The sequence below is a fragment of the Aurantiacibacter arachoides genome, assembly GCF_009827335.1.
Lineage (GTDB): Bacteria > Pseudomonadota > Alphaproteobacteria > Sphingomonadales > Sphingomonadaceae > Alteraurantiacibacter > Alteraurantiacibacter arachoides.
On the sequence record NZ_WTYH01000001.1, the window covers coordinates 1,890,633 to 1,913,238 of the forward strand.

Here is a 22,606-nt window from a genome sequence, read left to right on the forward strand (position 1 = left end):
CGGACGGAACGGGAATTATCTATGGCAAGCCAGCCAGTGACGCATCAGCCGCGCGTTCTCGTCGTCGAGGATGAGTTCATCATCGCACTCGACCTGTCGGAAACCGTTCGCGACCTCGGCTATCGCGTCGAGGGGCCTTACGCCAACAAGGGCCACGCGTTCATCGCCATCGACCAGGAAATGCCCGACGTCGCCATTCTCGACGTGATGACGGCGGATGGCGAGGTCTTCCCCTTGGCCGACGCGCTGACCGAGGCAGGCGTGCCGATCATCTTTCATTCCGGCCACATCACCTCGTGCGAGATTGCGCAGCGGTATCCTTCGGCGCAGGCAGCCTCCAAACCGTGTCCCCCCGATCGCCTGATCGCCATGATCGAGACAGCCTGCGGACACGCGCACTAGCGCCGATCCCTCCTTGCCCGGCCTTGCCGCAGTGCCTAGGGCGGTTGCAAAGGAGACCGGATTCATGGCCGCCATGGCAACGTTCGACTGGGCCGACCCTTTCGATCTCGAACACCAGCTTACCGAAGAAGAACGCATGGTGCGCGACGCCGCACACGCGTTCGCGCAGGGCGAACTGCAGCCCCGCGTCATCGCCGCCTATGCGGCGGAAAAGGACGATCCCGAACTGTTCCCCATGATGGGCGCCGCGGGCCTCCTGGGCGTCACCATTCCCGAAGAGTTCGGCGGATCGGGCGCCAGCTATGTCGCCTACGGCCTGGTGGCGCGCGAGATCGAGCGGGTCGACAGCGGCTACCGGTCCATGGCGAGCGTGCAGTCCAGCCTGGTGATGTATCCCATCCACGCCTACGGCTCACCCGAGCAGCACGCCAAATATCTTCCCGGTCTCGCCAGTGGGGCGCTGATCGGCTGCTTTGGTTTGACCGAGCCGGATGCCGGATCGGACCCGGCGGGCATGCGCACCGTCGCCAGAAAGGATGGCGACGGCTATTCCATCAGCGGCGCCAAGACCTGGATTTCCAATGCACCTTTTGCCGATGTCTTCGTGGTCTGGGCCAAGAGCGAGGCGCACGGGGGCAAGGTGCGCGGCTTCGTCCTTGAAAAGGGCATGAAGGGGCTGGAAGCGCCGAAGATCCATGGCAAGCTGTCGCTGCGCGCCAGCACCACCGGCATGATCCAGATGGACGAGGTGAAGCTGCCGGCCGATGCCATCCTGCCCAACGTGGAGGGCATGAAAGGCCCCTTCGGCTGCCTCAATCGCGCACGTTACGGCATTTCGTGGGGCAGCATGGGCGCAGCGGAGTTCTGCTATCACGCGGCGCGGCAATACGGGCTCGACCGGCACCAGTTCGGCGTTCCGCTCGCCTCCAAGCAGCTTTACCAGTTGAAGCTCGCCGACATGGCGACCGAGATCGCGCTCGGCTTGCAGGGCAGCCTGCGCGTCGGTCGACTGATGGACGAAGGCCGGTTCGCGCCGGAGATGATCAGCGTGGTGAAACGCAACAACGTCGGCAAGGCACTGGCGATGGCCCGCATCGCCCGCGACATGCACGGCGGGAACGGAATTTCCGAGGAATATCAGGTCATGCGGCACATGGCGAACCTGGAAACCGTCAACACCTACGAGGGCACCCACGATGTCCACGCGCTGATCCTCGGGCGGGCAATCACGGGCATTTCGGCTTTCTAGGGGTTTGCGCCCCCATGAGGTGCGGCAAATCCGCAACACTCGCGGATTAGAAGTGTTCTGCTCTTCGCAGTCGCGGAACGAAGGACTAGGGCGCGAATTGCGTTACCAGTGCGGGAAGGAAGCAGCCCCCGCTATTTTTGAAGGAACCAAGATGAAGAAACTTCTGCTTACGGCGTCGGTTGCGGCGCTCGCCATTCCGGGGGTTGCGCAAGCTGACCCCTATATCGCCATCAGCGGCGGCGTCGCCACTGCCGAGGACATGGAAAATCGCGGCACGCTGGACGACACCGTCGTCGCCACGACCCGTCCGAGCCGTAACTTCCCGGCGATCGCCGCCGGCACCGAGTACGGCTTCGACACCAATGTCGATCTCGGCTGGAACGCCAACGGCCAGATCGGCTATGCGTTCGACAACGGCTTCCGTATCGAGCTCGACGGTTCGTACGTGACCTACGACATCGACTACCACACGAATGCCTTCGTCGGTGGCACCGCCATCGGCCAGCAGGACGCGGCCATCCTGACGCGCGGCCCGATCACCGGCATTTCTGTCGATAACGCTCTCGCCAACGGCCAGGGCGACGTGGAAACCTACGGCGGCTTCCTCAACGTGCTGTATGATTTCGATCTCGGCGGCGTGACCCCCTATCTGGGTGCTGGTGCTGGCGTCTATGTCATCGACGTTGACTACATCCCCAACGGCACGCTGATCGCCAACGATGCCGACACCACCTTTGCCTATCAGGGCATCGCCGGTGTCTCGGGTGACCTGTCGGACAACGTGCAGCTGTTCGCGGAATACAAGTATCGCGGCCTGTTCGACGAAGCGAACATCCAGGACCGTAACTTCCCGGGCTCGTTCGAGGTCGATTCGACCCAGCATATCGCCGCCCTCGGCGTGCGCTTCATGCTTGGTGGTGACGATGTGGTAGTGGCTCCCCCGCCGCCCCCGCCGCCCCCGCCGCCGCCCCCGCCGCCGCCGCCCCCGCCGCCTCCCCCGCCGCCGGTGCAGCAGTGCAACACGGGCCCCTACATCGTGTTCTTCGATTGGGACCGTTCGGACATCACCCCGGAAGCCGCGACCGTGCTGAACTCGGCCGTGACCTCCTACCGTGACTGCGGCACCGCCCGCGTCATGCTTGCCGGTCACGCCGACCGTTCGGGCAGCACGCAGTACAACGTCGGCCTGTCCGAGCGTCGTAACGCTGCCGTGCGCGACTACATGACCGGCCGTGGCATTCCCGCCGCCCGGATCAACAGCCAGGCGTTCGGCGAATCGCAGCCGCGCGTTGCCACCGCAGACGGTGTGCGCGAGCTGCAGAACCGCCGCGTGGAAGTGACCTACGGTCCCGGTTCGGGCAACTAAGCCCTAACCGCCGCAAGGCAAAAAGATCGGGCCGGGAGAGCAATCTCCCGGCCCTTCTTTTTGCCCTGTTGAGAGGTGACCTGACCTGGAAGTCGCCGGCGACGAAGCATCTCGTGGCACGGATCAAAGCCGCGCGATCCATCGATCAGTTGCTGCCGAAGACCCGCTCTTGCGAAACCCTTCGTGCGTTTCTTGCGCGACAGAGACACGCGGCGGAACCGCCTAGCGGCGCCTGACCGACGTTCCTACCAAGAGTAGAAAGCCTGATTGCCAGGGCAATCTGGTGCCGTTCAAAAAAAGGCGCTCAGCCGTCGACGAGCATCAACGCATCGAGTGCCATCACGCCCTGCCCCGCGGGATAGGCGATGACCGGATTGAGGTCGATTTCGCGGATGCGCGGATTGCCGGTCAACACGCGCCCGACCGTCACGATCAGTTCCGCAAGCGCATCCACGTCGAGCGCGGGCGATCCGCGCCAGCCGGTCAGGAGCGGGGCCTGCCGCAGCGACAGCAAGCCCTGTTTCACCTGCTCCACGCCCAGATCCGGGGTGAACAGCATCACGTCCTTGAGCACTTCCGCGGTCACCCCGCCGAACCCTGCCAGCACGACTGGACCCCACTCGGGATCGTGCTTGCCGCCGACGATCATCTCCGTGCCGCGGGCACCCATGGCTTCCACCAGCATGCCGTCATAGGCGATGCTGGGGTCATATCGATGCAGCGCCTTGGCCATGTCGCGATAGGCCTGGCACAGCGCGCCGGTATCTCCCAGGCCAACGGCTACGCCGCCCGCGTCGGACTTGTGGCTGAGGCGCGCGGACTGTGCCTTGAGGACGACGGGAAAACCCAGGTCGTGTCCGGCGTCCTGCACCGCCGACTGGTCCATCGGCACGAAGCGGCCCTCGGGGAAAGGAATGCCGGCGGCACGCAGCAGCGCCTTTGCGCGGTATTCGGGAACGACGCCGCCTGCCTCCTCCATTCCGGCAAGCACGATCTGGTCACCCGAACGATCCGCCAGGTCGCGCTTGGCGAGATCGGCCAGGCGGGCGATGGCGCGATAGGCGCGTTCGGTGCTGGGGAACCACGGGATGCCCGCCGCGCGCAGATCGGCGATGTAGCCGGGCGGCACGGTCGCGCCTTCGTCCACTCCGGCGAAGATCAGCGGCTTGCCCGCCTTGCCGCCGCCCAGTGCGGCGCGGATGGCGGGAAACTTGATCTCGCTGGTGACTGGGTCGGACTGGATGATGCTGGCGACCACGCTGCCCACCCGCGCATCGTCCAGCAGGGCGCGCAGCAGGTTGGTGTAGATCGCCGGTTCGGAAAGCCCGATCGCGGTGATGTCAGTCGGGTTGGAAACCGGCACGAAGTCCGGCAGCACTGCGCGCAGGGCCGGCGCATTGTCATCGTCGAGGTGCAGCAGGTCCAGCCCCACGTCCTGCGCCAGGTCGAAGGCGAGCCCGCGCAGGGCGCCGCTCTCGCCCAGGATCACCATGTTCGCGCCGGGCAGGCTTTCGCAGGTGACAGCGATCGTGGCGATGTCGGCCAGTTCTTCCAGCGTGTCGGCAAAGATCACGCCCTCGCGAGCCAGCTTGGCGCGCATCAACTTGTAATCGCCGGCCATGGCGCCGGTGTGGGTGGCCGCGCTCGCCAAGGCCTTTTCGCTCTTGCCCGGGTGCAAGAGCACGATGGGCTTGCCCGCCGCGCGCGCGCGCCGGGCGGCGGCGACGAAGGCGGCAGGGCGGCGAAAGGTTTCGACATACATGGCGATGACGTGGGTCGCCGGATCGTCCACCAGCCACTCGACGTAATCCTCCACGCCCGATGCCGCCTCGTTGCCGGTGGAAACGGAGGTGGACACATAGCATCCGCGCGGGTGAAGCGTGGTGGACAGCACGGCCGCCAGCGCACCTGACTGGCTGGCGATGCCGATGGCGCGCGCGGTCGTGCCGTCTTCTCGGACGGGCGGCGTGATCATGTTGGTCTCGACAAAGGTCAGCGGGATTCGCTCGACGAAATTCGTGCAGCCGAGGCAATTGGGCCCTTCGATAATCATGCCGTGGTCGGCAGCGATGCGCGCCAGCTCAGCCTGGTCCTTTGCGCCGTCCTCGCCCGCCTCGGAAAACCCGGCGGCATAGATCACCGCCGCGCCGCAGCCCTTTTGCGCCAGCTGGCGCACAGTATCGACCACGAAGGCGCGCGGGATCGCCAGGACCGCGCAATCGACACCGTCGGGCAGGTCGGCCACGTCCTTCACCACTGCCAACCCCTGCAACACGTCGCGCTTGGGATTGACCGGGTAGATCGCCCCTTCGAACTCGTACTGCACGAGGTTGTTGAGCAAGGTGCAGCCGAGCGCCCCGTGGCGGTCGGACGCGCCGATCACCGCAACCGATTTGGGGCGCAGCAGCCGGTCGATCTGGGCATTGGTGAAACGGCGCGCGGTGGTCATGGTCAGTTGCCCAGCTTGCTCTTGTCGAAAGCGCCAAGGCCCGGCTTGTAGGTCTTGTCGTCGAGGAACTGCTTGGTCGCTTCCTTGCGGGTTTCCCAGCCGCCGAAATCGTTCAGCGCCTCCTGCGCGCGGATCAGGTAGTCCTCGGCGTTGTCGTAGGTCATCTCGCGCACGCGGCGCACGGCCCACTTGGTGGCGCGCAGGGCGTGGCTGTCCTTTCTCTTGAGCACGTCGGCGACGGCCTGCACGCGGGGGCGCAACTGGTCGGCTGGCAGGCTTTCGTTGACCATGCCCTTGGCCGCGGCCTCGGGGCCGGACAGGTTCTCGCCCATCATGGCGTGATACATGGCATCGCGGAAATTCAGCAGCTCGGCCGCCACCTTCGACGCGCCGCCACCGGGCAGGATGGCCCAGTTGATTTCGGAAAGGCCGAACTGCGCGTCGTCCGAACAGAACGCCAGGTCGCAGGCGAACAGCGGTCCGTAGGCACCGCCGAAGCACCAGCCGTTGATCATGGCGATGGTGGGCTTTTCGTACCAGCGCAGGCGTTCCCACCAGCCATAGGCCTCCCGCTGATGCTGGCGGGTCTTGTGCAGGCCCTCCTGCTCGGCGGCGCGGAAATACTCGAGCAGGTCCATGCCAGCGGAGAAGGCTTCACCTTCGCCGGTGAGGACGAGCACCTGCACATCGTCGCGGAATTCCAGGTCCTCCAGCACTTTCAGCATCTGGCGGTTGAGCTTGGGGCTCATGCAGTTGCGCTTGTCGGGGCGATTGAAGGAGACCCACGCCACGCCATCAACGATGTCGTAGGCCACGGTATCTTCCTGCGGGCGGGGATCGGGCTGCGAGGGGCCCTTGGCAGGCTGGCTCATTCGGGGTTCTCCTGTTCTGCCCGAGTCTGCCGGGCTATCGTGGCCACTGATGTACTTTCGCGGATTGTTATAATCAACAACAATTGCTACGAAGCGCCATGGACGACCCTCTTGCCCGCTATCCAGGATATGCCTTGCGCCGCGCCGCGACGGCTGCGGGCAATGCGCTGAACAAGCGGCTGGCGGCGCAGGGCCTGCGCCAGTCCTCGGTCTCGGTCCTGCTGCTGCTCGCCGCCCATCCGGGCATCACGGCCAGCGCGCTTGGCCGTAAGCTGGATATCCAGCGCGCCAACATGGTGCCGTTGCTGAAGCGGCTGGAACAGGCCGACCTGATCGAACGCCGCGCCATCGACGGCAAGTCGCAAGGGCTCGCCCTGACGCAGCACGGCGCCGCCGTGTGCAACGAGGCGCGCACCATCGTGGAGACGTTCGAGAGCGATCTCATGGCACGCGTCCCGCCCGAACATCGCCCGCACCTTTTGCCTGCACTGAACGCCCTGTGGCACTGAACGTCATGTGGCACTGAACGCCTTGTGGCTCTGAACGAAAGGCTTACCCTCCTCCCATGCCCCGCACTCGCCTCTATTCGCTCGACGAGCTTGACGACATCCCCGGCACCAAGGTGTTCCGTGCCCGCGCCAGCCGCGAGGCCTATCACCTGCACAAGTTCTGCATGAGCCTGATGAAGCCGGAAAACCGCGAAGCCTTCAAGGCGGACGAGCGCGGTTACATCGACCGGTATCGCATGAGCGACGAACAGAAGGCGGCCGTGGCGGCGCGCGATCTCAGCAAGCTGATCGAGCTTGGCGGAAACATGTATTTCCTGGTCAAGATCGCCAGCACCGACGGATGGAGCGCGCAAAAGGCGGTCAGTTCCATGTCCGGCATGAGCGCGGAGGAATACGCGCAGATGATGCTCGATGGCGGCCGCTCGCCCGAGGGTCTGCGGTCCAAGCGGGAGGGGAACTGACATGGCCCGCATAACCGCCGGCATCGCCACCAGCCACGTGCCCGCCATCGGCGCCGCGATCGACCATGGCAAGCAGCGCGACCTGTACTGGGCGCCGGTCTTCCAGGGCTACGAATTCGTCAAGGAATGGGTCAAGTCGAACACCCCCGACGTGGTCATCCTGATCTACAACGACCACGCCTCTGCGCTGATGCTGGACATCGTGCCGACGTTCGCGATGGGGTTTGCGGAAGAATTCCTGCCCGCCGACGAAGGCTGGGGACGGCGTCCGGTGCCGACCGTCTACAACCACCTGGATCTGGCCGCGCATGTGGCCGAACAGCTGGTGATCGACGAATTCGACATCACCCTCATCAACGAGATGGACGTCGACCACGGCTTGACCGTGCCGCTCAGCCTGGTGTTCGGCCAGGTCGAGGAATGGCCGTGCAAGGTCATCCCCATCATCGTCAACGTGACGCAGTTCCCCACCCCCAGCGGAGAGCGCTGCTGGAAGCTGGGCGAGGCGATCCGCAATGCGGTAAAGACCTTCCCGGAGGATCTGAACGTGCAGGTCTGGGGCACCGGCGGCATGAGCCACCAGTTGCAGGGCACGCGCGCCGGCCTCATCAACGAGGAATTCGACCGCCGCTTCATCGACCTGCTGGCGCACGAGCCGGAAGAACTGATCCCCATCACCCGCCTGGAATACCTGCGCGAGGCCGGCACCGAGGGTATCGAGCTCATCATGTGGCTGATCATGCGCGCGGCGCTGGGATACGGCGTGGAGGAAAAGAAGCGCTTCTACCGTGTGCCGGCAAGCAACACCGCGGTTGGGCACGTGGTCTACGAGACGAAGAGCTGACAACCTGCCGAGCGAGGCGACACGGTCGGATGCGACAGGCTCAGCCGCAGCGGTGCGCTGTCAGCCAGGGCACGATCAGGCGGCGAGCGGCAAGCGTTCCGGGTCGTCGTCATCATTGGCGGGCGTGCGAACGGCACACGCCGCGGCGCTTCTCTTGCGCCGAGCCCGCGCCTGCGGCAACCGCATGACCATGGCGACATGGCTCGTCACGGTCTTGACCTGCTTCCACGCCGATACCGCCAATGTGACAATCACGGCATCGCAGTAGATCGCCAGCTCCATCGCATAGGCGGCAAAGAACTCCGGCCCTAGAATGGCGATGAATTCGCTGCCGGAAAGCACCACGGGTATCAGGATTAAGGCGTAGATCAGGTGATGGCTGCGGAACTTCGCCAGGGCAGAGACAGGCCGCTCCACCAGTTCGTGATGACACATCTGCGCAAACGATGTTGCGGGCGCCGCCAGCATGGCGATGAGGACGACGAGCAGGAAGCCGGTGAATGCGATCATCGGCACACGATAGCGTCGCAGCTTTGTAATGGAAGCGCCCCCTTCGGCTCCATCCGCGGCGGACAGATCATTCCCCGCTTGCCAGTCGAGACGATAGCGCGGTAATTCATCCCATGGCTGCCCTGCCCAAAGACGACCAAAGCTGGAGCTCGGATGGCCTCGCTCGTCCCGAGGCCATCAGCCAGTGGCGCGAATGGGCGGAGTCGACGATTGCGCCGATCGAGGTGGAAGTCTTCGATCCGGCAGGCTTTGCGGCCCGTTGGGTCGCCCATGGTCTGGGCCAGTTGCGGCTGCTGCACCTGCACGCCCCCGCACAGCGCGTGACGCGCAACGCGGCGGAAGGCAGCGCGGGCCGGGCCACCCCGTCGATCCACCTCATCTATCCCCGGTCCGGCGCGCTCAAATCGGCCATGGGCGGACGCCGTTTCGACCTGCGGCCCGGCCAGGTCGCTATGCTGGAAAATACCTGGTACTATCAGTTCGACGTCGCCACGCCGCACGAATGCATCGTCGTGATGATGCCGCAGACGTGGCTGGAAAAGCACCTCCCCGATCCGCTGGCGCTGCTGTCGCAGCCCATCGACGTGAGCGCGGGCTGGGGCGCGCCGCTTGGCGCATTGCTGGAAACCATCGCGGACGGGCTGGACCGCGCCCCCTTGCCGCGCCCGCTGATCGCGGAGCAGCTGGGCAGCCTGCTGGCATTGGCGACGGGCTTTCACGAACCTGCGGAAACCACGCGCCATCGCGGCCAGCTGGCGCGCCGGATCCTGCGGCGGATCGAGGGCGATTACACGGACCCCGACCTCAGCCCAGAGCGCGTGGCGGCCGATTGCGGCATTTCCAAACGCTACCTGCAAACCCTCCTCGCTGGCAGTGGCACCAGCTTCGTGCAGGAGCTCAACGCCATGCGGCTGGACCGGGCAAGCGACCTGCTGATCGACCCCCGTGCGCGGTCGCTGTCGGTGGCCGACATCGCCTATCGCACCGGCTTCCTCGATCCGGGCTATTTCACCCGGCTGTTCCGTAAGCGGTTCGGCATGACGCCGAGCCAATGGCGCGGCGGCCACACCCACACTTTTGAGGAGCAGGTATGAAGTTCGGCCTCGCGCTGGGTTTGCTGTTGATCGTTGCACTGGCGCTTTCGGCAGCATGCTCTCCGCTCACCACCTTCAACGCGCTCGCCCCGCGCGATCCGGGCGCTGATCAGGTGGCGCAGGGCGTGGCCTATGGCCCGGGCGAAAGGCAGATGCTCGATGTCTACGCGCCGGAAGGCGCTGTTCCCACCATCGGTGCGCCGGTCGTGGTGTTCTTCTACGGCGGCAGCTGGAATTCGGGCACGCGGCGCGGTTACGATTTCGTCGGTCAGGCGCTCGCCTCGCGCGGGTTCGTCACGGTGGTGCCCGATTATAGACTGGTGCCCGACGTGCGCTATCCCGCCTTCGTGGAAGATGGCGCGGCGGCGATTCGCTGGGCCCGCGCCAACGTGGCGCAATACGGCGGCGATCCCGATCGCATCGTGCTGATGGGCCATTCGGCAGGCGGCTACATCGCCGCGATGCTGGCGGTGGACGATCGCTGGCTGGGGGCCGATCGCGCCGCCGTGCGCGGTCTGGTGGGGCTTGCCGGGCCATACGATTTCGCGCCCTTCGATCCCGGCGCGGCGCAGGAGGCGTTCGGCCAGTGGCCAGATCCTGCCGAGACGCAGCCCGTCACCTGGGCCGGCGCCGGGGATCCGCCCGCGCTGCTGCTGACCGGTGCTGACGATCAGACCGTTCGCCCGCGCAACTCGCACGCGCTGGCGCAGCGGTTGCGGGCGGCTGGTGTTCTTGCCGAAGTCCGCGAGTACGAGGGTGTTGGCCATATCAACATCCTCCTCTCGCTGTCCCGCCCCTTGCGCGGACGGGCCACCACGCTGGACGATGCGAGTGCCTTTATCCGCTCGGTCGCGGGGCCAGGGTGACCGCGGCGATGGCCGGGCCACCGACGAACTGCCGCCTTGGCTAGGCTTGGCTTCAGTGTCGAGGAACTGCTGCCGATGGCGCGCGGCGGCGGGGCTCTGCGGATGGGCCTCGTCGCGCTTGGCGAGGACGAGTGGCTCCAGCCAGACCCCGATCTGGCCGCGCGCAAGACTGCCTTCGACGCCCATCCCGATAGCGTGCAGCTAACTCCGCTGGCCCGGGCTGCCGGCGAGGAACTGGCGGCGATGCTGGGCGTCGCCGGCGGACTGTTAGGCGCGGCGCGTTCGGCGTGGGAGGACATGTGCCTGCTTCTCCCCTGCGCCGAGGCGCCCGACATTTCGCCCTACCGGCTCGTCGGCGCGGCGGTGGGTTTTCCCACGGACTGGCATCCGGCGCAGAAGATCGGGCTGCCGCTGGTCGCCCTCCACGCACCGATCGACGGCTACGCCCGGCAGCTCGCCACCGGGGTGGATCATTTCATGGCGCAGCTCAGGCCCGGGCGCATCTTCGGGCGGTGCAACTGGTTCGTGAGCCCGACACCCGCCCTGCGCTGGATCGACACCGACCCGCCTGAGGCAACCTTTGCCCATGTGACGGCAGACAACGCGGGCGAGACGCTGTTCGTGCGCTGCGAGCGGCAGACGCTGCGCCGCCTGCCCCAGACGCGCGCCATCGTGTTCACCATCGGGGTCTACGTCACGCCGCTGGGCGCGCTGTCTGGCGCAAACGTGGCCCGGCTCGACGCCTCGCTCAAGACCATCCCCGAGCCCGAGGCGCTGCGCAGGGGCGCGGCCTGCTTTGCCGCGCAGGTGAGCGCCTATGCCTCGCGCCGGGCGAGCACCTTCGCGGCGATTTGAAGGTCTTGCGGTCGGTCGACGTCGAGCAGAGTCCCTTGCGACGCAGTGACCAGTCGCAGGTCGTCCAGCCGCGCCAGCACCGGCCCCGCCCCGCCTTCTCCAGCCAGTTCGGTCAGCGGCCCTAGCAGCGCCCTTGGCACGAAGGCCGGGACGCCTGCCCGCAGACCGTGGGCCGTCGCAGCAGCAGCGCCGCCAGAGAGCAAGTCACGCAAATGAGCAGGTTCGATCAACGGCATATCGGCGAGCAGGATCAACAAGTCGGCCCCCTCAGCCAGCGCCCGCCGGGCAGCGAGCGCCACGCTCGTACCCAGACCTTCTGCGGCATCGGGGTTGATGATGACCTTCCAGCCGCCCGCCTCTGTCGCAAAGGCAGGCGGATCGGGTGGCACCACGATGACGCCCGCCTCCAGACCAGCTCTGGCCACCGCGCTAATCGCCCACGCGCCCACCCGCTTCCCCGCACATTCGGCATCCAGCTTGCCACCGCCGAAGCGCGTGGCCGAGCCTGCGGCGAGCACGGCGACCAGCGGCGCCTCCCGCGCTGCGTCAGCGGCCATGATGGTGCGGATGGCGCAGTTCGTATTCGCCCGCGATGGCGGCGAGCACGGACAGGGCGAGGCCCGCAGGCTCGCGGCTGTGCAGCACGGTTCCAATCGGGCTGGCTATCCGCGCAACCTGCCGCGGGTCGAAGCCAGCCGCGACCAGCGCCGCTTCGCGTGCCGCGCGCGCCGGGGCACCGCCCTGCGCGCCGATGAAGAACGCCGGCGTGGCAAGCGCCCATTCCAGGATCGCGCGTTCCCATTCGTGATCGTGGAACAGCAGAGCGATCGCGGTCCAGCGGTCGGCCACAAGGTGTTCGGGCCGTGACCCCAGGGCCAGCGAACCCTCGTCGCGGGAATGCGTTTCCACCGCCAGACCCGCTTGCGTCCCCACGTGCGCCATTGCCGCCAGTTCCGGCCCTTCGCCGAACAGCACCAGCCGCAGTTGCGGGACGTAACGACGCGTCGCCAGTGGCGAGACGGCCGGCAGCGCCAGCCGCGCTTCGCCCCGTGCCTCGATCAACGCCAGCGCCTCGCGTGCCGCCGCGCGATCGGGTGCGGGATCGATCAGGATATCCAGCCCGCCCCCGCACGGCAGGCGAAAGTCGATTTTCGGTGAGCCTGCGCCGTAACGCAGCACCCTTGGCTCTGTCCCCCGCGCCATTTCGCTTGCCAGCTCCCGCTCCAGGCAGCCGTCGGCAAGGCTTCCCGCCACGCTGCCATCCGGCAGCACGGCAAGCTGCGCGCCGAGACGGCGGGAGAAGCTGCCGTTGATATTCACGATGGTGCAAAGGCCGGTGCGGCCCCCGGCATTCTCGTCACGGGCAACGGCACGCAGGGCGGAAAGATCGTCGGCGAAGGGTAGCGTCACCCGGCCGCAGTGGCCTATTGCTGGTCCGGCGGCAAGTTCATGATCAGCGGCGCTTCCTCTCCGCGCAGTTCCGCCATCGCGACACGCAGGTTGATCCGCGCACGGCTGCGCGGCGTGCCGCCGTATTGCAGGCCGGGCAGTGCCTGGTCGCCCATGAACACCGCAAAGCTGGGCGTGTCATTCAGGCGGGCCATGGCATCGTCCTCGCTCCCGCCGGTCTGCGCCGTCGTTTCCGCGATCTGGACGAGGCCACGGTTGAAGGTGATCCAGCTCAGGAACTCGTCACGACCGCGCACGTCGCCGTGGCCGGTGATGACCCGTTCGGCGCCGGGAATGGCGTAATAGGCGGCGGTCGCGGTGGTCGGCAAAGCCAGCATCGACCCGCCCGAACCCGGATCGATCAGCGGGCTCATATGCCAGGCATAGATATCGCCCGCCATCATCACGCGGTCTGCGGGGAAATAGACAAAGGCGTCGCCATCGGTGTGGCCGGCGCCGAACCAGTACAGCTCGATCCGGTCGTCGCCCTCGCCAATGGCGCGAAAGGTCGTGAAGGTCGTGTCGACCCGGCTCGGCGGAAACGGCCCGCCGCCTGCGCGCATGCGGGTGGCCGTGTTGGCCTGCGCCACGACCTCTACGCCCGCATCATCTGCGAAGAAGCCGTTGGAGCCGACGTGATCGGGGTGGGAATGGGTGTTGATGACCATGCCGATCGGCAGATCGGTGATGGATCGCACCTGTTCGAGGATGCCCTCGCCCTGCCCCGGGATCTTGGTATCGACCAGAACCACGTCTGAATCCCGGACAAAAACAACAGTGTTGCCGCCCGAGCCTTCGATCTTCCAGACGTTCTGGGACACCTGCTCGATCGGCTCGATGCCTGGCAAACCCTGGGCCACCACGGCGGAAACCGCCCCGCCCGCCAGCAGGATACCTGAAAGAATCGCCAGTCGCCTCATGCCTCACACGCTCCCCATCGAAAGGACTCTGTCAACGAACCAGTACAGTCCCGCGGCCACGACCGCAAGCGAGCCTCCTCTGGCGATCCACATCGCCAGCCGCGCATCGCGCCGCCGGATCGCCGCCAGGGCCAGCGCCACGGGCACCACGATGGCAAGCTGACCGATCTCGACACCAAGATTGAAGGCCAGCAGCGAGACCGCGAGGTTACCCGGCGGCAGGCCGAAGTCACGCAGTACGAAGGCGAAGCCGAACCCGTGGATGAGGCCGAACAGGACCGCGAACCACGGCCGCAGATCGCGGTCGGCCTGCTTGCGCAGCAGGTTGTCCGCCCCGACCACCACGATGGTCAGCGCGATCAGCGGCTCCACCAGCCATTCCGGCGGCGAAAGCGTGCCCGTGGCCGCCAGTGCCAGCGTCACCGAATGGCCGAGGGTAAAGGCGGTGACGATCAGCGCCAGCCGCCGCACGCTGCCGCCGAGCAGGATAAGGCCGATCACGAACAGCACGTGGTCCGGCCCGATCAGCACGTGCCAGGCCCCGCTGGGGATAAAGGTGCCGGCGACCGCCCAGGCGCCAGCCGCGGTGCCGGCGTAATTGACCTGCGGGGGCGTGTCGGCGGACAGCATGAACTGCTGCACGATCGCTCCGCCCTCGCGGATCGTCACGAAGGTCTGGTGATCGGGCACCTGCGCAAACAACGCCACGGCGAGATGCAGGGCAGCGGGCGGCGGGCCCAGGGCATGGAACCGCAGCTTCATGTCCGCGCCCTCCCCGACGATGGTATACCCATCGCTTGCCAGCGCCAGAGGCTGATCCGCCGCGCCGGTCAACCGCAACCCGGCTGCAAGGAACGGGCGCACCGGACTGTCTTGTGCATCCAATACGCCGCTGTCGACCATATCGCGCGCTTCGTCGAAACCCAGTTCTGCGGCGAGCATGTCGGCGTGCACCGTCAGCGTGCCGTAGATGCGATCGCCACCGCGTTCGAGTTCGAGGTAACTGATCGGCACGTCATGAGCGTTCGCCGCGGGGGGCAGAACCGCGGCGAGCAGGACCAGGGCGGCGCCAAGGAGACGGGACAGGGGAGGGATGACAGATTGTTGCGCCAAGGTAACTCCGGGAGAAAGCCTGTCTACAGTTCGGGCGAGGCGGTTGGAACATACCTCTGTGCGGTCTATGCCTGACATCGCAATGTGGGGGTTGCCGGGGTGAGGGACGGTTTGCATCGATTGGTCTGGCCCGCAAGGGCGCGCGGTCTGCTGCTGGCAGCTGGCGCGACAATGCTTGCCGGTTGCGCGACAACGGCGGTCGAGGTGGCACAGCCCACTCTTCCCGTGCCGGCCGACTGGGCACAAACCGACGTTCCGCCCATCTCCACCGACCTGACCCGGTACTGGACCTTGCTCGGCGATCCGCTGCTGACCCGCTATGTCGAGCAGGCGATCGTGCAGAACCGCGACCTTGCCGTCAGCGCCGCCCGGATCGACCAGGCCCGCGCTTCGCTGGTGCAGGCGCGGGCGGGCTACCTGCCCTCTGTCGGCGCGACGGGCGGTTTGAACCGCGATGTCGGCAGTCGCGGGCGGGACGGCGTGCAGTTCCAGGTCGGTGCCGACGCGCAGTGGGAACTTGACCTGTTCGGCCAGATTTCGGGCGGTGTCGCGGCGGCGAGGGGCGACCTGGCCGCTTCGGGCTATTCGCTTGCCGACCTGCAACGGCTTATCGTGGGCCAGGTGGCCATCGCCACGATAAACGGCCGTGCCACGGCGGAACAGCTCGCCATCGCGCGAAGCACCCTGGCCTTCCAGGAGGACAACCTGCAGATCGCCCGCTGGCGCAACCAGGCGGGGCTCGTCTCCAGCCTGGATGTCGAACAGGCCCGCGCCCAGCGCGCCCAGACCGCCGCGACCATCCCCGCGCTCGAAAGCAGCCTTGCCAGCACCGCCAACGCCATCTCGACCCTGATCGGAGAGGCGCCGGGCCCGGTGCTGGAAGCGCTGGCCTTCGATGCGCCGGCGCCTGTGCCGGAACCGCCGCTGCTTGCCGGGTTCGAAGCCCCGGCCGAGGTGCTGTTCCGCCGGCCTGATGTCCGCGCGGCAGAGGCGAACCTCGTCGCCAGCAGCGCGCGCATCGGTGTCGCCCGGGCGCAATTGCTGCCTTTGGCGCGGCTTTCGGGTTCGTTCGGCACCGGCCAGGCGGGGCTTGGCAGCGTGTTCGATTTTCTCGCCGGAAACCTGTTTGCAGGCGTCACCCAGCTGATCTTCGATGGCGGGCGCACCGCCGCGCAGGTCGACAGTGCCGAGGCCGCCGCGCAAGGCGCGCTGGCGCAGTGGGAGCAGACGATCCTCGGCGCGCTGGAGGATGTCGAGAGCGCCGCCGTCGACCAGCGCACTGCGGCGACGCGGGTGGAGCTCAACGAAGAAGGCGTCGATGCCGCCGCCAACTCGGTGCTGCTGGCCCGCAGTTCCTACGAAGCGGGCCTCACCGACTTTCGCAACCTGCTGACCAGCGAGAACCAGTTGCTGTCCGCCCGCAACAGCCTGGTTGCTGCCAGGGCCGACCGCGCCACCGCCTTCGTCCGCCTGACCCAGGCGCTGGGCGGCGGATGGGACCTGGCCGCCTACGATTATCCCCTCCCCGCCTTTGGCCGACCGACCCCGGCCCGTGACGCAGACAGCCTCGACAGGACCGCGCAATGAGCGAGACCATCGCCACAACGACGACGACCACCACGCCCGACGGCGATACCGATATCGAGACCTATCTCGATGCCGGCGGGCCGAAGAAATGGTACAGGCGCAAGCGCGTGTGGCTGGGGCTGTTGCTGCTGATCGCGCTGGCGGCGCTGACCTACACCTGCACGCGTGACGCGCCGCCGCCCGATTACATCACCGCCGAGGTGGAACAGCGCAGCCTCGACCTGACCGTCACCGCCACCGGCGCGCTCCGCCCCACCAACCAGGTCGAGGTCGGTTCCGAAGTGTCCGGCAAGATCGACCGGATCATGGTGGACGTGAACGACCAGGTTGCGCGCGGGCAGATCTTGGCGGTCATCAACACCGACGTGATCGACGACCAGATCACCCAGGGCCGCGCAAACCTCGATGCCGCGCGGGCCCAAGTGGCACAGGCGCAGGCGACGCTGGATGCCGACATCGCGCAGCTGCGCCGGTTGCAGGACGTGCAGCGCTTGTCGGGCGGGCGCGTGCCGGCGCAGGCGGAACTGGAACAGGCCGAGGCTTCCGTGCGCCGCGGGCAGGCAAGCGTCGCCGCGGCGCGGGCCAACGTCGTCGCCTCGCAGGCGCAATTGTCCACCGCGCAGACCAACCGCAACCGTGCCGTCGTCCGCTCTCCCGTATCGGGCGTCGTGCTGGCACGCCAGGTGGAGCCGGGGCAGACCGTTGCCGCCAGCTTCAACACGCCCACGCTGTTCGTTATCGCGGAAAACCTGTCGACCATGCAGCTGCGCGTCGATCTGGACGAGGCGGACGTGGGCCAGGTCGATCCCGGCCAGCGCGCCACCTTTACCGTCGATGCCTACCCCGGCCGCCGCTTTCCCGCCACGGTCGAGCGGGTCGATCTGGGATCGAATACCACCGCGCTCGGCCAGCAGGCGCAGGCCCAGGCCTCGCAGCAGGTCGTGAGCTACGAAGCGCGCCTCAACGTCACCAATACAGAGGGTCTGCTGCGCCCCGGCATGACCGCCACCGCCACCATCGCCACCCAAAGCACCGGGCGCGCCATGCTGGTGCCCAACGGCGCCCTGCGGTTCGAACCCGAGGCCGAGGAGGAGGAAGGCGGCATGTTCGGCCAGCAGAACTTCGGCCTGGAGGAGGAGAGCGAGGCCACCATCGGCGTCGGCAGCCGGCAGCAGGTTCACGTCGTGGAAGCCGACGGCTCGCTGCGCGCGATCGAAGTCGTCACCGGCCAGAGCGACGGGCGCATGACCGTGGTCACCTCCGCCGAGCTGGAGCCGGGGATGAATGTCGTCACTGGCCTGCGCGCGGCCGGGCAATAGGCCGCACGATGGCCACTCGCCCCCTCACCGAGGCCGAATTGCAGGAACGCGCGCGCGCGGAAGGGGCGCTGATCCAGCTCGAAGGGATTACCAAGACCTTTGGCAGCGGAGCGGCGGCGTTCCAGGCGCTGAAGGGCGTCGACCTCGCCATCGACCGCGGCGATTTCGTGGCCGTCATGGGGCCGTCGGGTTCGGGCAAGTCGACCACGATGAATATCCTGGGCTGTCTCGACGTGCCGACCGGCGGCGTGTTCCGCTTTCGCGGGGTGGAGGTGCAGGCCCTCAGCCGGGATCAGCGCAGCCTGCTGCGCCGCCGATACCTCGGCTTCGTGTTCCAGGGCTTTAACCTGCTGGCGCGCACCACCGCGCTGGAGAACGTCGAATTGCCGCTGCTCTATCGGGGGGAGAAGAAGAAGGCGCGTCGCGAGGCGGCGGAACGCTCGCTCGACAAGGTCGGGTTGCTGCCGTGGGCGGACCATACCCCCGCAGAACTTTCGGGCGGCCAGCAGCAGCGCGTCGCCATCGCCCGCGCCCTGGTGACCGAACCCGACGTGCTGCTGGCGGACGAGCCGACCGGCAATCTGGATACCGAGCGCAGCATCGAGATCATGGAACTGCTCACCGATCTCAACAAGACCGGCATCACCGTGCTGATGGTCACCCACGAGACCGAGATGGCGCAATACGCCAAGACCATCGTGCATTTCCGCGATGGACTGGTGGAACGCACAGAGCGCGGGCACAGGTCCGGCGCCCCGCTGGAGGCGCACCGCTGATGTTCGGCATGATCGGCACCACCATGCTGCTCGCCGTGCGGGAAATCAGGCGGCACCTGCTGCGCAGTTTCCTGACGACGCTGGGCATCATCATCGGCGTCGCCGCGGTCATCACCATGGTGACGCTGGGCCAGGGCCTGACGGCCGACGTGCAGGAAGACATTGCCGGCCTCGGCTCCAACGTCTTCATCGTGTTCCCGCAGACGAACGAACCGGGCACCCAGCCCCCGCCGTTCGACGATGCCGATATCCGCGCCGTGGAGCGGCAGATCGCCGGGGTGACGGATGCAGCCGGCTCCGCCACCGCCAGCGCGCGCGCCTTTCACAACGGGCAGGACTGGCAGACCAGCGTGCAGGGCGGCGATCCGGAATTCTTCGATGCGCAGTCGATCGACGTGGTCGAAGGTCGCGGCTTCTCCGATGCCGAGGTCGCGCGCGGTGATGCAGTCTGCATCGTCGGCCTGAAGATCGTGGAGGAAATCTTCCTGGAGGACGAGGTGCTGGGCGAGGAGATGCGGCTCGGCAACGTGTCCTGCCGCGTCGTGGGCGTGATCGACGAACGATCGAACGCGGTGGGCGGCGGCAACGATGCCAACGACATCGTCTTCATGCCGCTGAAAACGGTGCAGCGTCGCTTCCTCGGCAACACCAACGTGCAGTTCTTCGTGGTCAAATACGACGATGCCTACACCCCTGCATCCATCCAGGCGCAGCTCATCGCCCTGATGCGGGAGCGGCGGGTGATCCAGGAAGGGGAAAGCAACAATTTCAACATCATCGACACCGGTGAGATCAACGATACCGTCGGTCAGGTGACCGGCGCGATGACCGCCGTGGTGACCGTGATCGCCGCGATCAGCCTGCTGGTGGGCGGCATCGGCATCATGAACATCATGCTGGTTTCGGTGACCGAGCGCACCCGGGAAATCGGTATCCGCCTCGCCATCGGCGCCCTGGCCAAGGAAGTGCGGCTGCAGTTCCTGACGGAGGCCGTGGTGCTGTGCTGCTTTGGCGGGATAATCGGCATCCTGCTGGCGCTCGGCCTGTCGATCGCGCTGGCGGGCGCGATCGACCTGCCGTTCCTGTTCAATCCCACGCTGAACGTCGTCGCCTTCATGTTCAGTGCGGTGATGGGGATCATCTTCGGCTATTATCCGGCGCACCGGGCGAGCAAGCTCGACCCGATCGACGCGCTGCGGCACGAATAGGGGCGGCACTCAGGCCGTATCGACCAGGACCACCTCGGCATCGTCCAAAGCCTTGACGCGCAGCATAGCGATATCGGCAATGGCCACGCCGTCACGCGCCTCGGCGATCTCGCCATCGATCTCCACCCGGCCCGTCGCGGGTACGAGGTAGCCCTTGCGCCCGCCAAGGTCGTATTCCACCGTTTCGCCCGCCGCGATGGTGGCGCCCAGCACGCGCGCGTCGGCGTTGATCCGCAGCGCCTCGACGTCCCCGTCACGGCCACTCGCAAGCACGTCAAAGCGACCGGCGCGCCCGTCCTTGGGAAAGGTCTTGGTGCCCCAGCTCGGCTGATGACCGCCGCGATCGGGAAGAATCCACAACTGGAACGAGTGCGTATCCTCGTCATCGACGTTGTATTCGGCATGGGTAATGCCGGTGCCCGCGCTCATCACCTGCACGTCGCCCGCCTCCGTCCGGCCCAGGTTGCCGAGCGAGTCCTTGTGCGTGATCGCGCCCTTCCGCACGTAGGTGATAATTTCCATATCGCTGTGCGGATGCGGCGGGAAACCGCTCTTCGCGGCGATGATGTCGTCGTTCCACACCCTGAGCTTGCCCCAATGGACGCGCGCGGGATCGTGGTACCCGGCGAACGAAAAATGGAAATTGGCATCGAGCCAGCCGTGGTTGGCCTTGCCCAGACTGTCGAATTTGCGGACCTCGATCATGGCGTATCTCCTTTGCCCAGCAAGATGGGGCGCGCGCCCAGCCGCGCAATGCGGGCGGTTCTTGATGCGGCCAAAGCCTGGCTATCGCCGCGCGCGATAGCCCAGCGGATAGAGCGGATCGGCGCTGTCGGCCGCCGTGCCCGGGCGCTGCGCCTCGACCGCCTCCATGCTGCGTGGCAGTTCGAACGGCAGACGGCCTTCGGGCCGGGTGCGGCCCCTCAGCACGTCCATCAACGCGTGGTCCGACGCGCCGAAGCTGGCGAGCACGGTGTCTGCGTGGATCGTGAGAGGAGTCAGGACAGCGGGCCGATCGAGCTGCACATCGACCACCAGCGGCAAGCCCGCTGGCAGGTTGCTGGCAAAGGCGAGCGCCGGATGATTTGCGGGAAAGGCAAGGCTGCCCTCCTGGTGGAGTGAGCCGAACATATAGCCGGGATGCAGCAGTTCGAACGGACTGCGCGTGCGCAGAATCGCCGCGTCCGCTGCCCGCGCATCGGTGACAGGCACGAAGCCCGCCGCCCGCGCCGCTTCCGGATCGACGCCCGACAGCAGCACCCGGCTCCCTTCACGCAAGGTCGGCGCGCCCTCCAGCAGGACCATGGAACGCCCCTGCATCTCGCGCCCGAAGGCCTCGTCCTCCGCCGTGCCGACCTCGATGCGGGTATGCGCGGGATCGACATAGGGGTTCTCGAACAGGCCGAGCGCGAAGGCCTGCACCAATACCCGCGTCACCGCTGCATCGACCAGCACCTCGCTCACCAGCCCCTGCTCGACCGCGGCGATGATGAGTGCAGGGTCGTCAACGCCGCCGAACACGTCGATCCCGGCGGCAATGCCCTTGGCAAAGCGCTCGGTCTCGGTCAGGTTCTCCACGCCCCAGGCGGTGGAAACGGTCGCGAAACTTGGTGGCTCGCCCACCGGGTGGCCGTCGCGACACAGCGCGGTGCAATCCTTGGTGATAGCCCAGTCGGACACGATCACGCCGTCAAACCCCAACCGACCGCGCAGCTGCCCGCGCAGGATACGCTCGTTGTAACCGACGCCCACCTGCTCCAGCGGCGCGCCGTCCAGCTCCAGTTCCTGCAGGATTGAATAGGCCGGCATCACGCCCGCCGGACGCGCCGCCAGCGCTCCCTCGAACGGGCGAATGTGTTGCTCCCATTCGGCGGCGTCGAGGCGCGAGAAGCGGCCGTACCAGTTATGCGCGTCGAACCCGTTGGCGCTGGCCGAGTAGCCGGCGAAATGCTTGACGACCGCCGCCACGCCGCCCGTGGTCACCCCGTCGGGCGCGCCCTGCAACCCTTCCACGAAGGCCGCGGCCATGCTGGCGGAGACCGCCGCATCCTCGCCAAAGGTGTCGAAATTGCGCGGCCAGCGCGGCTCGGTGGCGAGGTCGATCTGCGGGCCGAGCAGCATCGAAAAGCCGGTGGCACGCAGGTCCAGCCGCACCAGGTCGGCATAGCGCCGGGTGACATCGGCATCGCCCAGCGCGGCGATCCCCACGCCGTTGGGAAACTGCGCGAAGCTGCCGCCGGCAACGCTCGCCCCGGCGAGTTCGGTGAAACCGTGGCGCGGGTCGGTCATCACCACGGCGGGAATGCCCAGCCGCCCGGCCTCGGCCGCTTCCTGCAGCGCGTTGTTGGCCTCGGCCAGCGGTTCGGCGCGGGTGGACAGGCGCGAGATGAAATGGGTGGCGTGCGTTTCGGCAATGATGCGCGCCAGCGCTGCCGTATCGTAACCGGTGGCCGGCTGACCCGGCGGGGCGTTGTTCGGCGCGGTGGCGACAATCATCTGCCCGGCCTTTTCCGCCAGCGTCATGCGCGCCAGGAGATCGGCGGCGCGTTCCTCGGGCGACAGTCGCCAGTCCTCGTAGGGCGTCAGCGCGTGATCGCGGTCGAGGTCGCGGAAATGCAGCCCGTCGACGGTCACCAGCGCCGTCACCCGCCAGCCGAGCGCAGGCTGCACCTGTTCGCTCACCGTCGTGCAACCCGCCAGCGCCGCCGCGCCTGCGGCCAGCGTCACGAAGCGTCGGATCATGGTCCCTCCCGTTAC

Annotated in this window: 22 protein-coding genes; 13 read left to right on the plus strand and 9 right to left on the minus strand. The window is 67.0% G+C overall.

All coding sequences use genetic code 11. The features are described 5' to 3' along the window. Nucleotides 1-21 precede the first annotated feature (21 nt). From GRI62_RS09310 to GRI62_RS09320, 3 genes are all read left to right on the plus strand, one after another. Entirely contained in the window at nt 22-402 is a 381-nt protein-coding gene (locus GRI62_RS09310; protein ID WP_131453065.1) for a response regulator, read from the plus strand. Between the two features lie 64 nt (nt 403-466). Further along, nucleotides 467-1,651 carry an acyl-CoA dehydrogenase gene (locus GRI62_RS09315; protein WP_188669313.1) on the plus strand — a complete coding sequence of 395 codons (1,185 nt, stop codon included), beginning with the start codon at nt 467-469 and terminating at the stop codon, nt 1,649-1,651. Between the two features lie 151 nt (nt 1,652-1,802). Next, nucleotides 1,803-3,017, plus strand: a complete 1,215-nt coding sequence (locus tag GRI62_RS09320) for an OmpA family protein (protein WP_131453067.1) — start codon at nt 1,803-1,805, stop codon at nt 3,015-3,017. Nucleotides 3,018-3,321: 304 nt separating this feature from the next. Here GRI62_RS09320 and GRI62_RS09325 read toward each other — a convergent pair whose 3' ends face one another. Both GRI62_RS09325 and GRI62_RS09330 read right to left on the minus strand, forming a co-directional pair. Beyond that, entirely contained in the window at nt 3,322-5,466 is a 2,145-nt protein-coding gene (locus GRI62_RS09325; protein WP_131453068.1) for an acetate--CoA ligase family protein, read from the minus strand. Between the two features lie 2 nt (nt 5,467-5,468). Beyond that, entirely contained in the window at nt 5,469-6,338 is an 870-nt protein-coding gene (locus GRI62_RS09330) for a p-hydroxycinnamoyl CoA hydratase/lyase (protein ID WP_131453070.1), read from the minus strand. 98 nt (nt 6,339-6,436) lie between these two features. Between GRI62_RS09330 and GRI62_RS09335 the strand changes: the two genes are divergently transcribed. Genes GRI62_RS09335 through GRI62_RS09345 form a run of 3 tightly spaced genes read left to right on the plus strand, consistent with a single transcriptional unit; the run spans nt 6,437 to nt 8,152 of the window. Further along, complete coding sequence (locus GRI62_RS09335; RefSeq protein ID WP_131453072.1) at nt 6,437-6,847, plus strand: MarR family winged helix-turn-helix transcriptional regulator; 411 nt, start codon at nt 6,437-6,439, stop codon at nt 6,845-6,847. Nucleotides 6,848-6,903: 56 nt separating this feature from the next. Then, entirely contained in the window at nt 6,904-7,308 is a 405-nt protein-coding gene (ligA, locus tag GRI62_RS09340) for a protocatechuate 4,5-dioxygenase subunit alpha (protein WP_131453074.1), read from the plus strand. Between the two features lies 1 nt (nt 7,309). Further along, nucleotides 7,310-8,152, plus strand: a complete 843-nt coding sequence (locus GRI62_RS09345) for a class III extradiol dioxygenase subunit beta (protein ID WP_131453076.1) — start codon at nt 7,310-7,312, stop codon at nt 8,150-8,152. A 75-nt stretch (nt 8,153-8,227) separates the two neighbouring features. On the opposite strand, the gene GRI62_RS09350 is transcribed toward GRI62_RS09345, so the two are convergent. Further along, the gene (locus GRI62_RS09350) at nt 8,228-8,662 is read right to left on the minus strand and encodes a hypothetical protein (RefSeq protein WP_131453078.1); all 435 of its coding nucleotides are present in this window, start codon (nt 8,660-8,662) and stop codon (nt 8,228-8,230) included. Nucleotides 8,663-8,775: 113 nt separating this feature from the next. Here GRI62_RS09350 and GRI62_RS09355 point away from each other — a divergent pair, with 113 nt between their 5' ends. The 3 genes from GRI62_RS09355 to GRI62_RS09365 are packed head-to-tail and all read left to right on the plus strand — an operon-like array spanning nt 8,776 to nt 11,477. Further along, a complete protein-coding gene (locus tag GRI62_RS09355) occupies nt 8,776-9,756 on the plus strand; it encodes an AraC family transcriptional regulator (protein WP_131453079.1) in 981 nt (326 codons plus the stop codon). Beyond that, nucleotides 9,753-10,622 carry an alpha/beta hydrolase gene (locus tag GRI62_RS09360; RefSeq protein WP_131453081.1) on the plus strand — a complete coding sequence of 290 codons (870 nt, stop codon included), beginning with the start codon at nt 9,753-9,755 and terminating at the stop codon, nt 10,620-10,622. The genes GRI62_RS09355 and GRI62_RS09360 overlap by 4 nt, the downstream gene beginning before the upstream one ends. A gap of 36 nt (nt 10,623-10,658) precedes the next feature. Then, the gene (locus GRI62_RS09365; protein ID WP_308420784.1) at nt 10,659-11,477 is read left to right on the plus strand and encodes a heme-dependent oxidative N-demethylase family protein; all 819 of its coding nucleotides are present in this window, start codon (nt 10,659-10,661) and stop codon (nt 11,475-11,477) included. On the opposite strand, the gene GRI62_RS09370 is transcribed toward GRI62_RS09365, so the two are convergent. The 4 genes from GRI62_RS09370 to GRI62_RS09385 are packed head-to-tail and all read right to left on the minus strand — an operon-like array spanning nt 11,438 to nt 14,959. Next, nucleotides 11,438-12,034, minus strand: coding sequence for a nucleotidyltransferase family protein (locus GRI62_RS09370; protein ID WP_131453083.1), 597 nt, complete (start codon nt 12,032-12,034; stop codon nt 11,438-11,440). The two genes, GRI62_RS09365 and GRI62_RS09370, sit on opposite strands and share 40 nt — an antisense overlap. Continuing rightward, nucleotides 12,024-12,887 carry an XdhC family protein gene (locus GRI62_RS09375; protein ID WP_131453085.1) on the minus strand — a complete coding sequence of 288 codons (864 nt, stop codon included), beginning with the start codon at nt 12,885-12,887 and terminating at the stop codon, nt 12,024-12,026. Before GRI62_RS09375 ends, GRI62_RS09370 begins: the two co-directional genes overlap by 11 nt. A gap of 14 nt (nt 12,888-12,901) precedes the next feature. Next, nucleotides 12,902-13,846, minus strand: a complete 945-nt coding sequence (locus GRI62_RS09380) for an MBL fold metallo-hydrolase (RefSeq protein ID WP_131453087.1) — start codon at nt 13,844-13,846, stop codon at nt 12,902-12,904. Nucleotides 13,847-13,849: 3 nt separating this feature from the next. Then, nucleotides 13,850-14,959 carry a HupE/UreJ family protein gene (locus GRI62_RS09385; protein ID WP_160731853.1) on the minus strand — a complete coding sequence of 370 codons (1,110 nt, stop codon included), beginning with the start codon at nt 14,957-14,959 and terminating at the stop codon, nt 13,850-13,852. A gap of 171 nt (nt 14,960-15,130) precedes the next feature. Between GRI62_RS09385 and GRI62_RS09390 the strand changes: the two genes are divergently transcribed. Genes GRI62_RS09390 through GRI62_RS09405 form a run of 4 tightly spaced genes read left to right on the plus strand, consistent with a single transcriptional unit; the run spans nt 15,131 to nt 19,849 of the window. Beyond that, entirely contained in the window at nt 15,131-16,546 is a 1,416-nt protein-coding gene (locus GRI62_RS09390; RefSeq protein ID WP_131453852.1) for an efflux transporter outer membrane subunit, read from the plus strand. Beyond that, the gene (locus GRI62_RS09395) at nt 16,543-17,865 is read left to right on the plus strand and encodes an efflux RND transporter periplasmic adaptor subunit (RefSeq protein ID WP_131453091.1); all 1,323 of its coding nucleotides are present in this window, start codon (nt 16,543-16,545) and stop codon (nt 17,863-17,865) included. Before GRI62_RS09390 ends, GRI62_RS09395 begins: the two co-directional genes overlap by 4 nt. A gap of 8 nt (nt 17,866-17,873) precedes the next feature. Then, nucleotides 17,874-18,641: an ABC transporter ATP-binding protein gene (locus GRI62_RS09400; protein WP_131453093.1), complete on the plus strand. Its 768-nt coding sequence runs from the start codon at nt 17,874-17,876 to the stop codon at nt 18,639-18,641. Between the two features lie 8 nt (nt 18,642-18,649). After that, nucleotides 18,650-19,849, plus strand: coding sequence for an ABC transporter permease (locus tag GRI62_RS09405; protein WP_131453853.1), 1,200 nt, complete (start codon nt 18,650-18,652; stop codon nt 19,847-19,849). 9 nt (nt 19,850-19,858) lie between these two features. Here the strand turns inward: GRI62_RS09405 and GRI62_RS09410 are convergent, their stop codons facing one another. Next, nucleotides 19,859-20,554 carry a pirin family protein gene (locus GRI62_RS09410; protein ID WP_131453095.1) on the minus strand — a complete coding sequence of 232 codons (696 nt, stop codon included), beginning with the start codon at nt 20,552-20,554 and terminating at the stop codon, nt 19,859-19,861. An 81-nt stretch (nt 20,555-20,635) separates the two neighbouring features. After that, on the minus strand, nt 20,636-22,591 hold the full coding sequence (locus GRI62_RS09415) for a glycoside hydrolase family 3 protein (RefSeq protein ID WP_131453097.1): 1,956 nt from the start codon (nt 22,589-22,591) through the stop codon (nt 20,636-20,638). Nucleotides 22,592-22,606: the final 15 nt, after the last annotated feature.

Excerpts from the sequence above, each read along its gene's own strand:
- GRI62_RS09310 (WP_131453065.1), top strand. The coding sequence starts at position 22 with ATGGCAAGCCAGCCAGTGACGCATCAGCCGCGCGTTCTCGTCGTCGAG.
- GRI62_RS09315 (WP_188669313.1), top strand. The coding sequence starts at position 467 with ATGGCCGCCATGGCAACGTTCGACTGGGCCGACCCTTTCGATCTCGAA.
- GRI62_RS09320 (WP_131453067.1), top strand. The coding sequence starts at position 1,803 with ATGAAGAAACTTCTGCTTACGGCGTCGGTTGCGGCGCTCGCCATTCCG.
- GRI62_RS09325 (WP_131453068.1), bottom strand. The coding sequence starts at position 5,466 with ATGACCACCGCGCGCCGTTTCACCAATGCCCAGATCGACCGGCTGCTG.
- GRI62_RS09330 (WP_131453070.1), bottom strand. The coding sequence starts at position 6,338 with ATGAGCCAGCCTGCCAAGGGCCCCTCGCAGCCCGATCCCCGCCCGCAG.
- GRI62_RS09335 (WP_131453072.1), top strand. The coding sequence starts at position 6,437 with ATGGACGACCCTCTTGCCCGCTATCCAGGATATGCCTTGCGCCGCGCC.
- ligA (WP_131453074.1), top strand. The coding sequence starts at position 6,904 with ATGCCCCGCACTCGCCTCTATTCGCTCGACGAGCTTGACGACATCCCC.
- GRI62_RS09345 (WP_131453076.1), top strand. The coding sequence starts at position 7,310 with ATGGCCCGCATAACCGCCGGCATCGCCACCAGCCACGTGCCCGCCATC.
- GRI62_RS09350 (WP_131453078.1), bottom strand. The coding sequence starts at position 8,662 with ATGATCGCATTCACCGGCTTCCTGCTCGTCGTCCTCATCGCCATGCTG.
- GRI62_RS09355 (WP_131453079.1), top strand. The coding sequence starts at position 8,776 with ATGGCTGCCCTGCCCAAAGACGACCAAAGCTGGAGCTCGGATGGCCTC.
- GRI62_RS09360 (WP_131453081.1), top strand. The coding sequence starts at position 9,753 with ATGAAGTTCGGCCTCGCGCTGGGTTTGCTGTTGATCGTTGCACTGGCG.
- GRI62_RS09370 (WP_131453083.1), bottom strand. The coding sequence starts at position 12,034 with ATGGCCGCTGACGCAGCGCGGGAGGCGCCGCTGGTCGCCGTGCTCGCC.
- GRI62_RS09380 (WP_131453087.1), bottom strand. The coding sequence starts at position 13,846 with ATGAGGCGACTGGCGATTCTTTCAGGTATCCTGCTGGCGGGCGGGGCG.
- GRI62_RS09390 (WP_131453852.1), top strand. The coding sequence starts at position 15,131 with ATGCTTGCCGGTTGCGCGACAACGGCGGTCGAGGTGGCACAGCCCACT.
- GRI62_RS09395 (WP_131453091.1), top strand. The coding sequence starts at position 16,543 with ATGAGCGAGACCATCGCCACAACGACGACGACCACCACGCCCGACGGC.
- GRI62_RS09400 (WP_131453093.1), top strand. The coding sequence starts at position 17,874 with ATGGCCACTCGCCCCCTCACCGAGGCCGAATTGCAGGAACGCGCGCGC.
- GRI62_RS09405 (WP_131453853.1), top strand. The coding sequence starts at position 18,650 with ATGATCGGCACCACCATGCTGCTCGCCGTGCGGGAAATCAGGCGGCAC.
- GRI62_RS09410 (WP_131453095.1), bottom strand. The coding sequence starts at position 20,554 with ATGATCGAGGTCCGCAAATTCGACAGTCTGGGCAAGGCCAACCACGGC.
- GRI62_RS09415 (WP_131453097.1), bottom strand. The coding sequence starts at position 22,591 with ATGATCCGACGCTTCGTGACGCTGGCCGCAGGCGCGGCGGCGCTGGCG.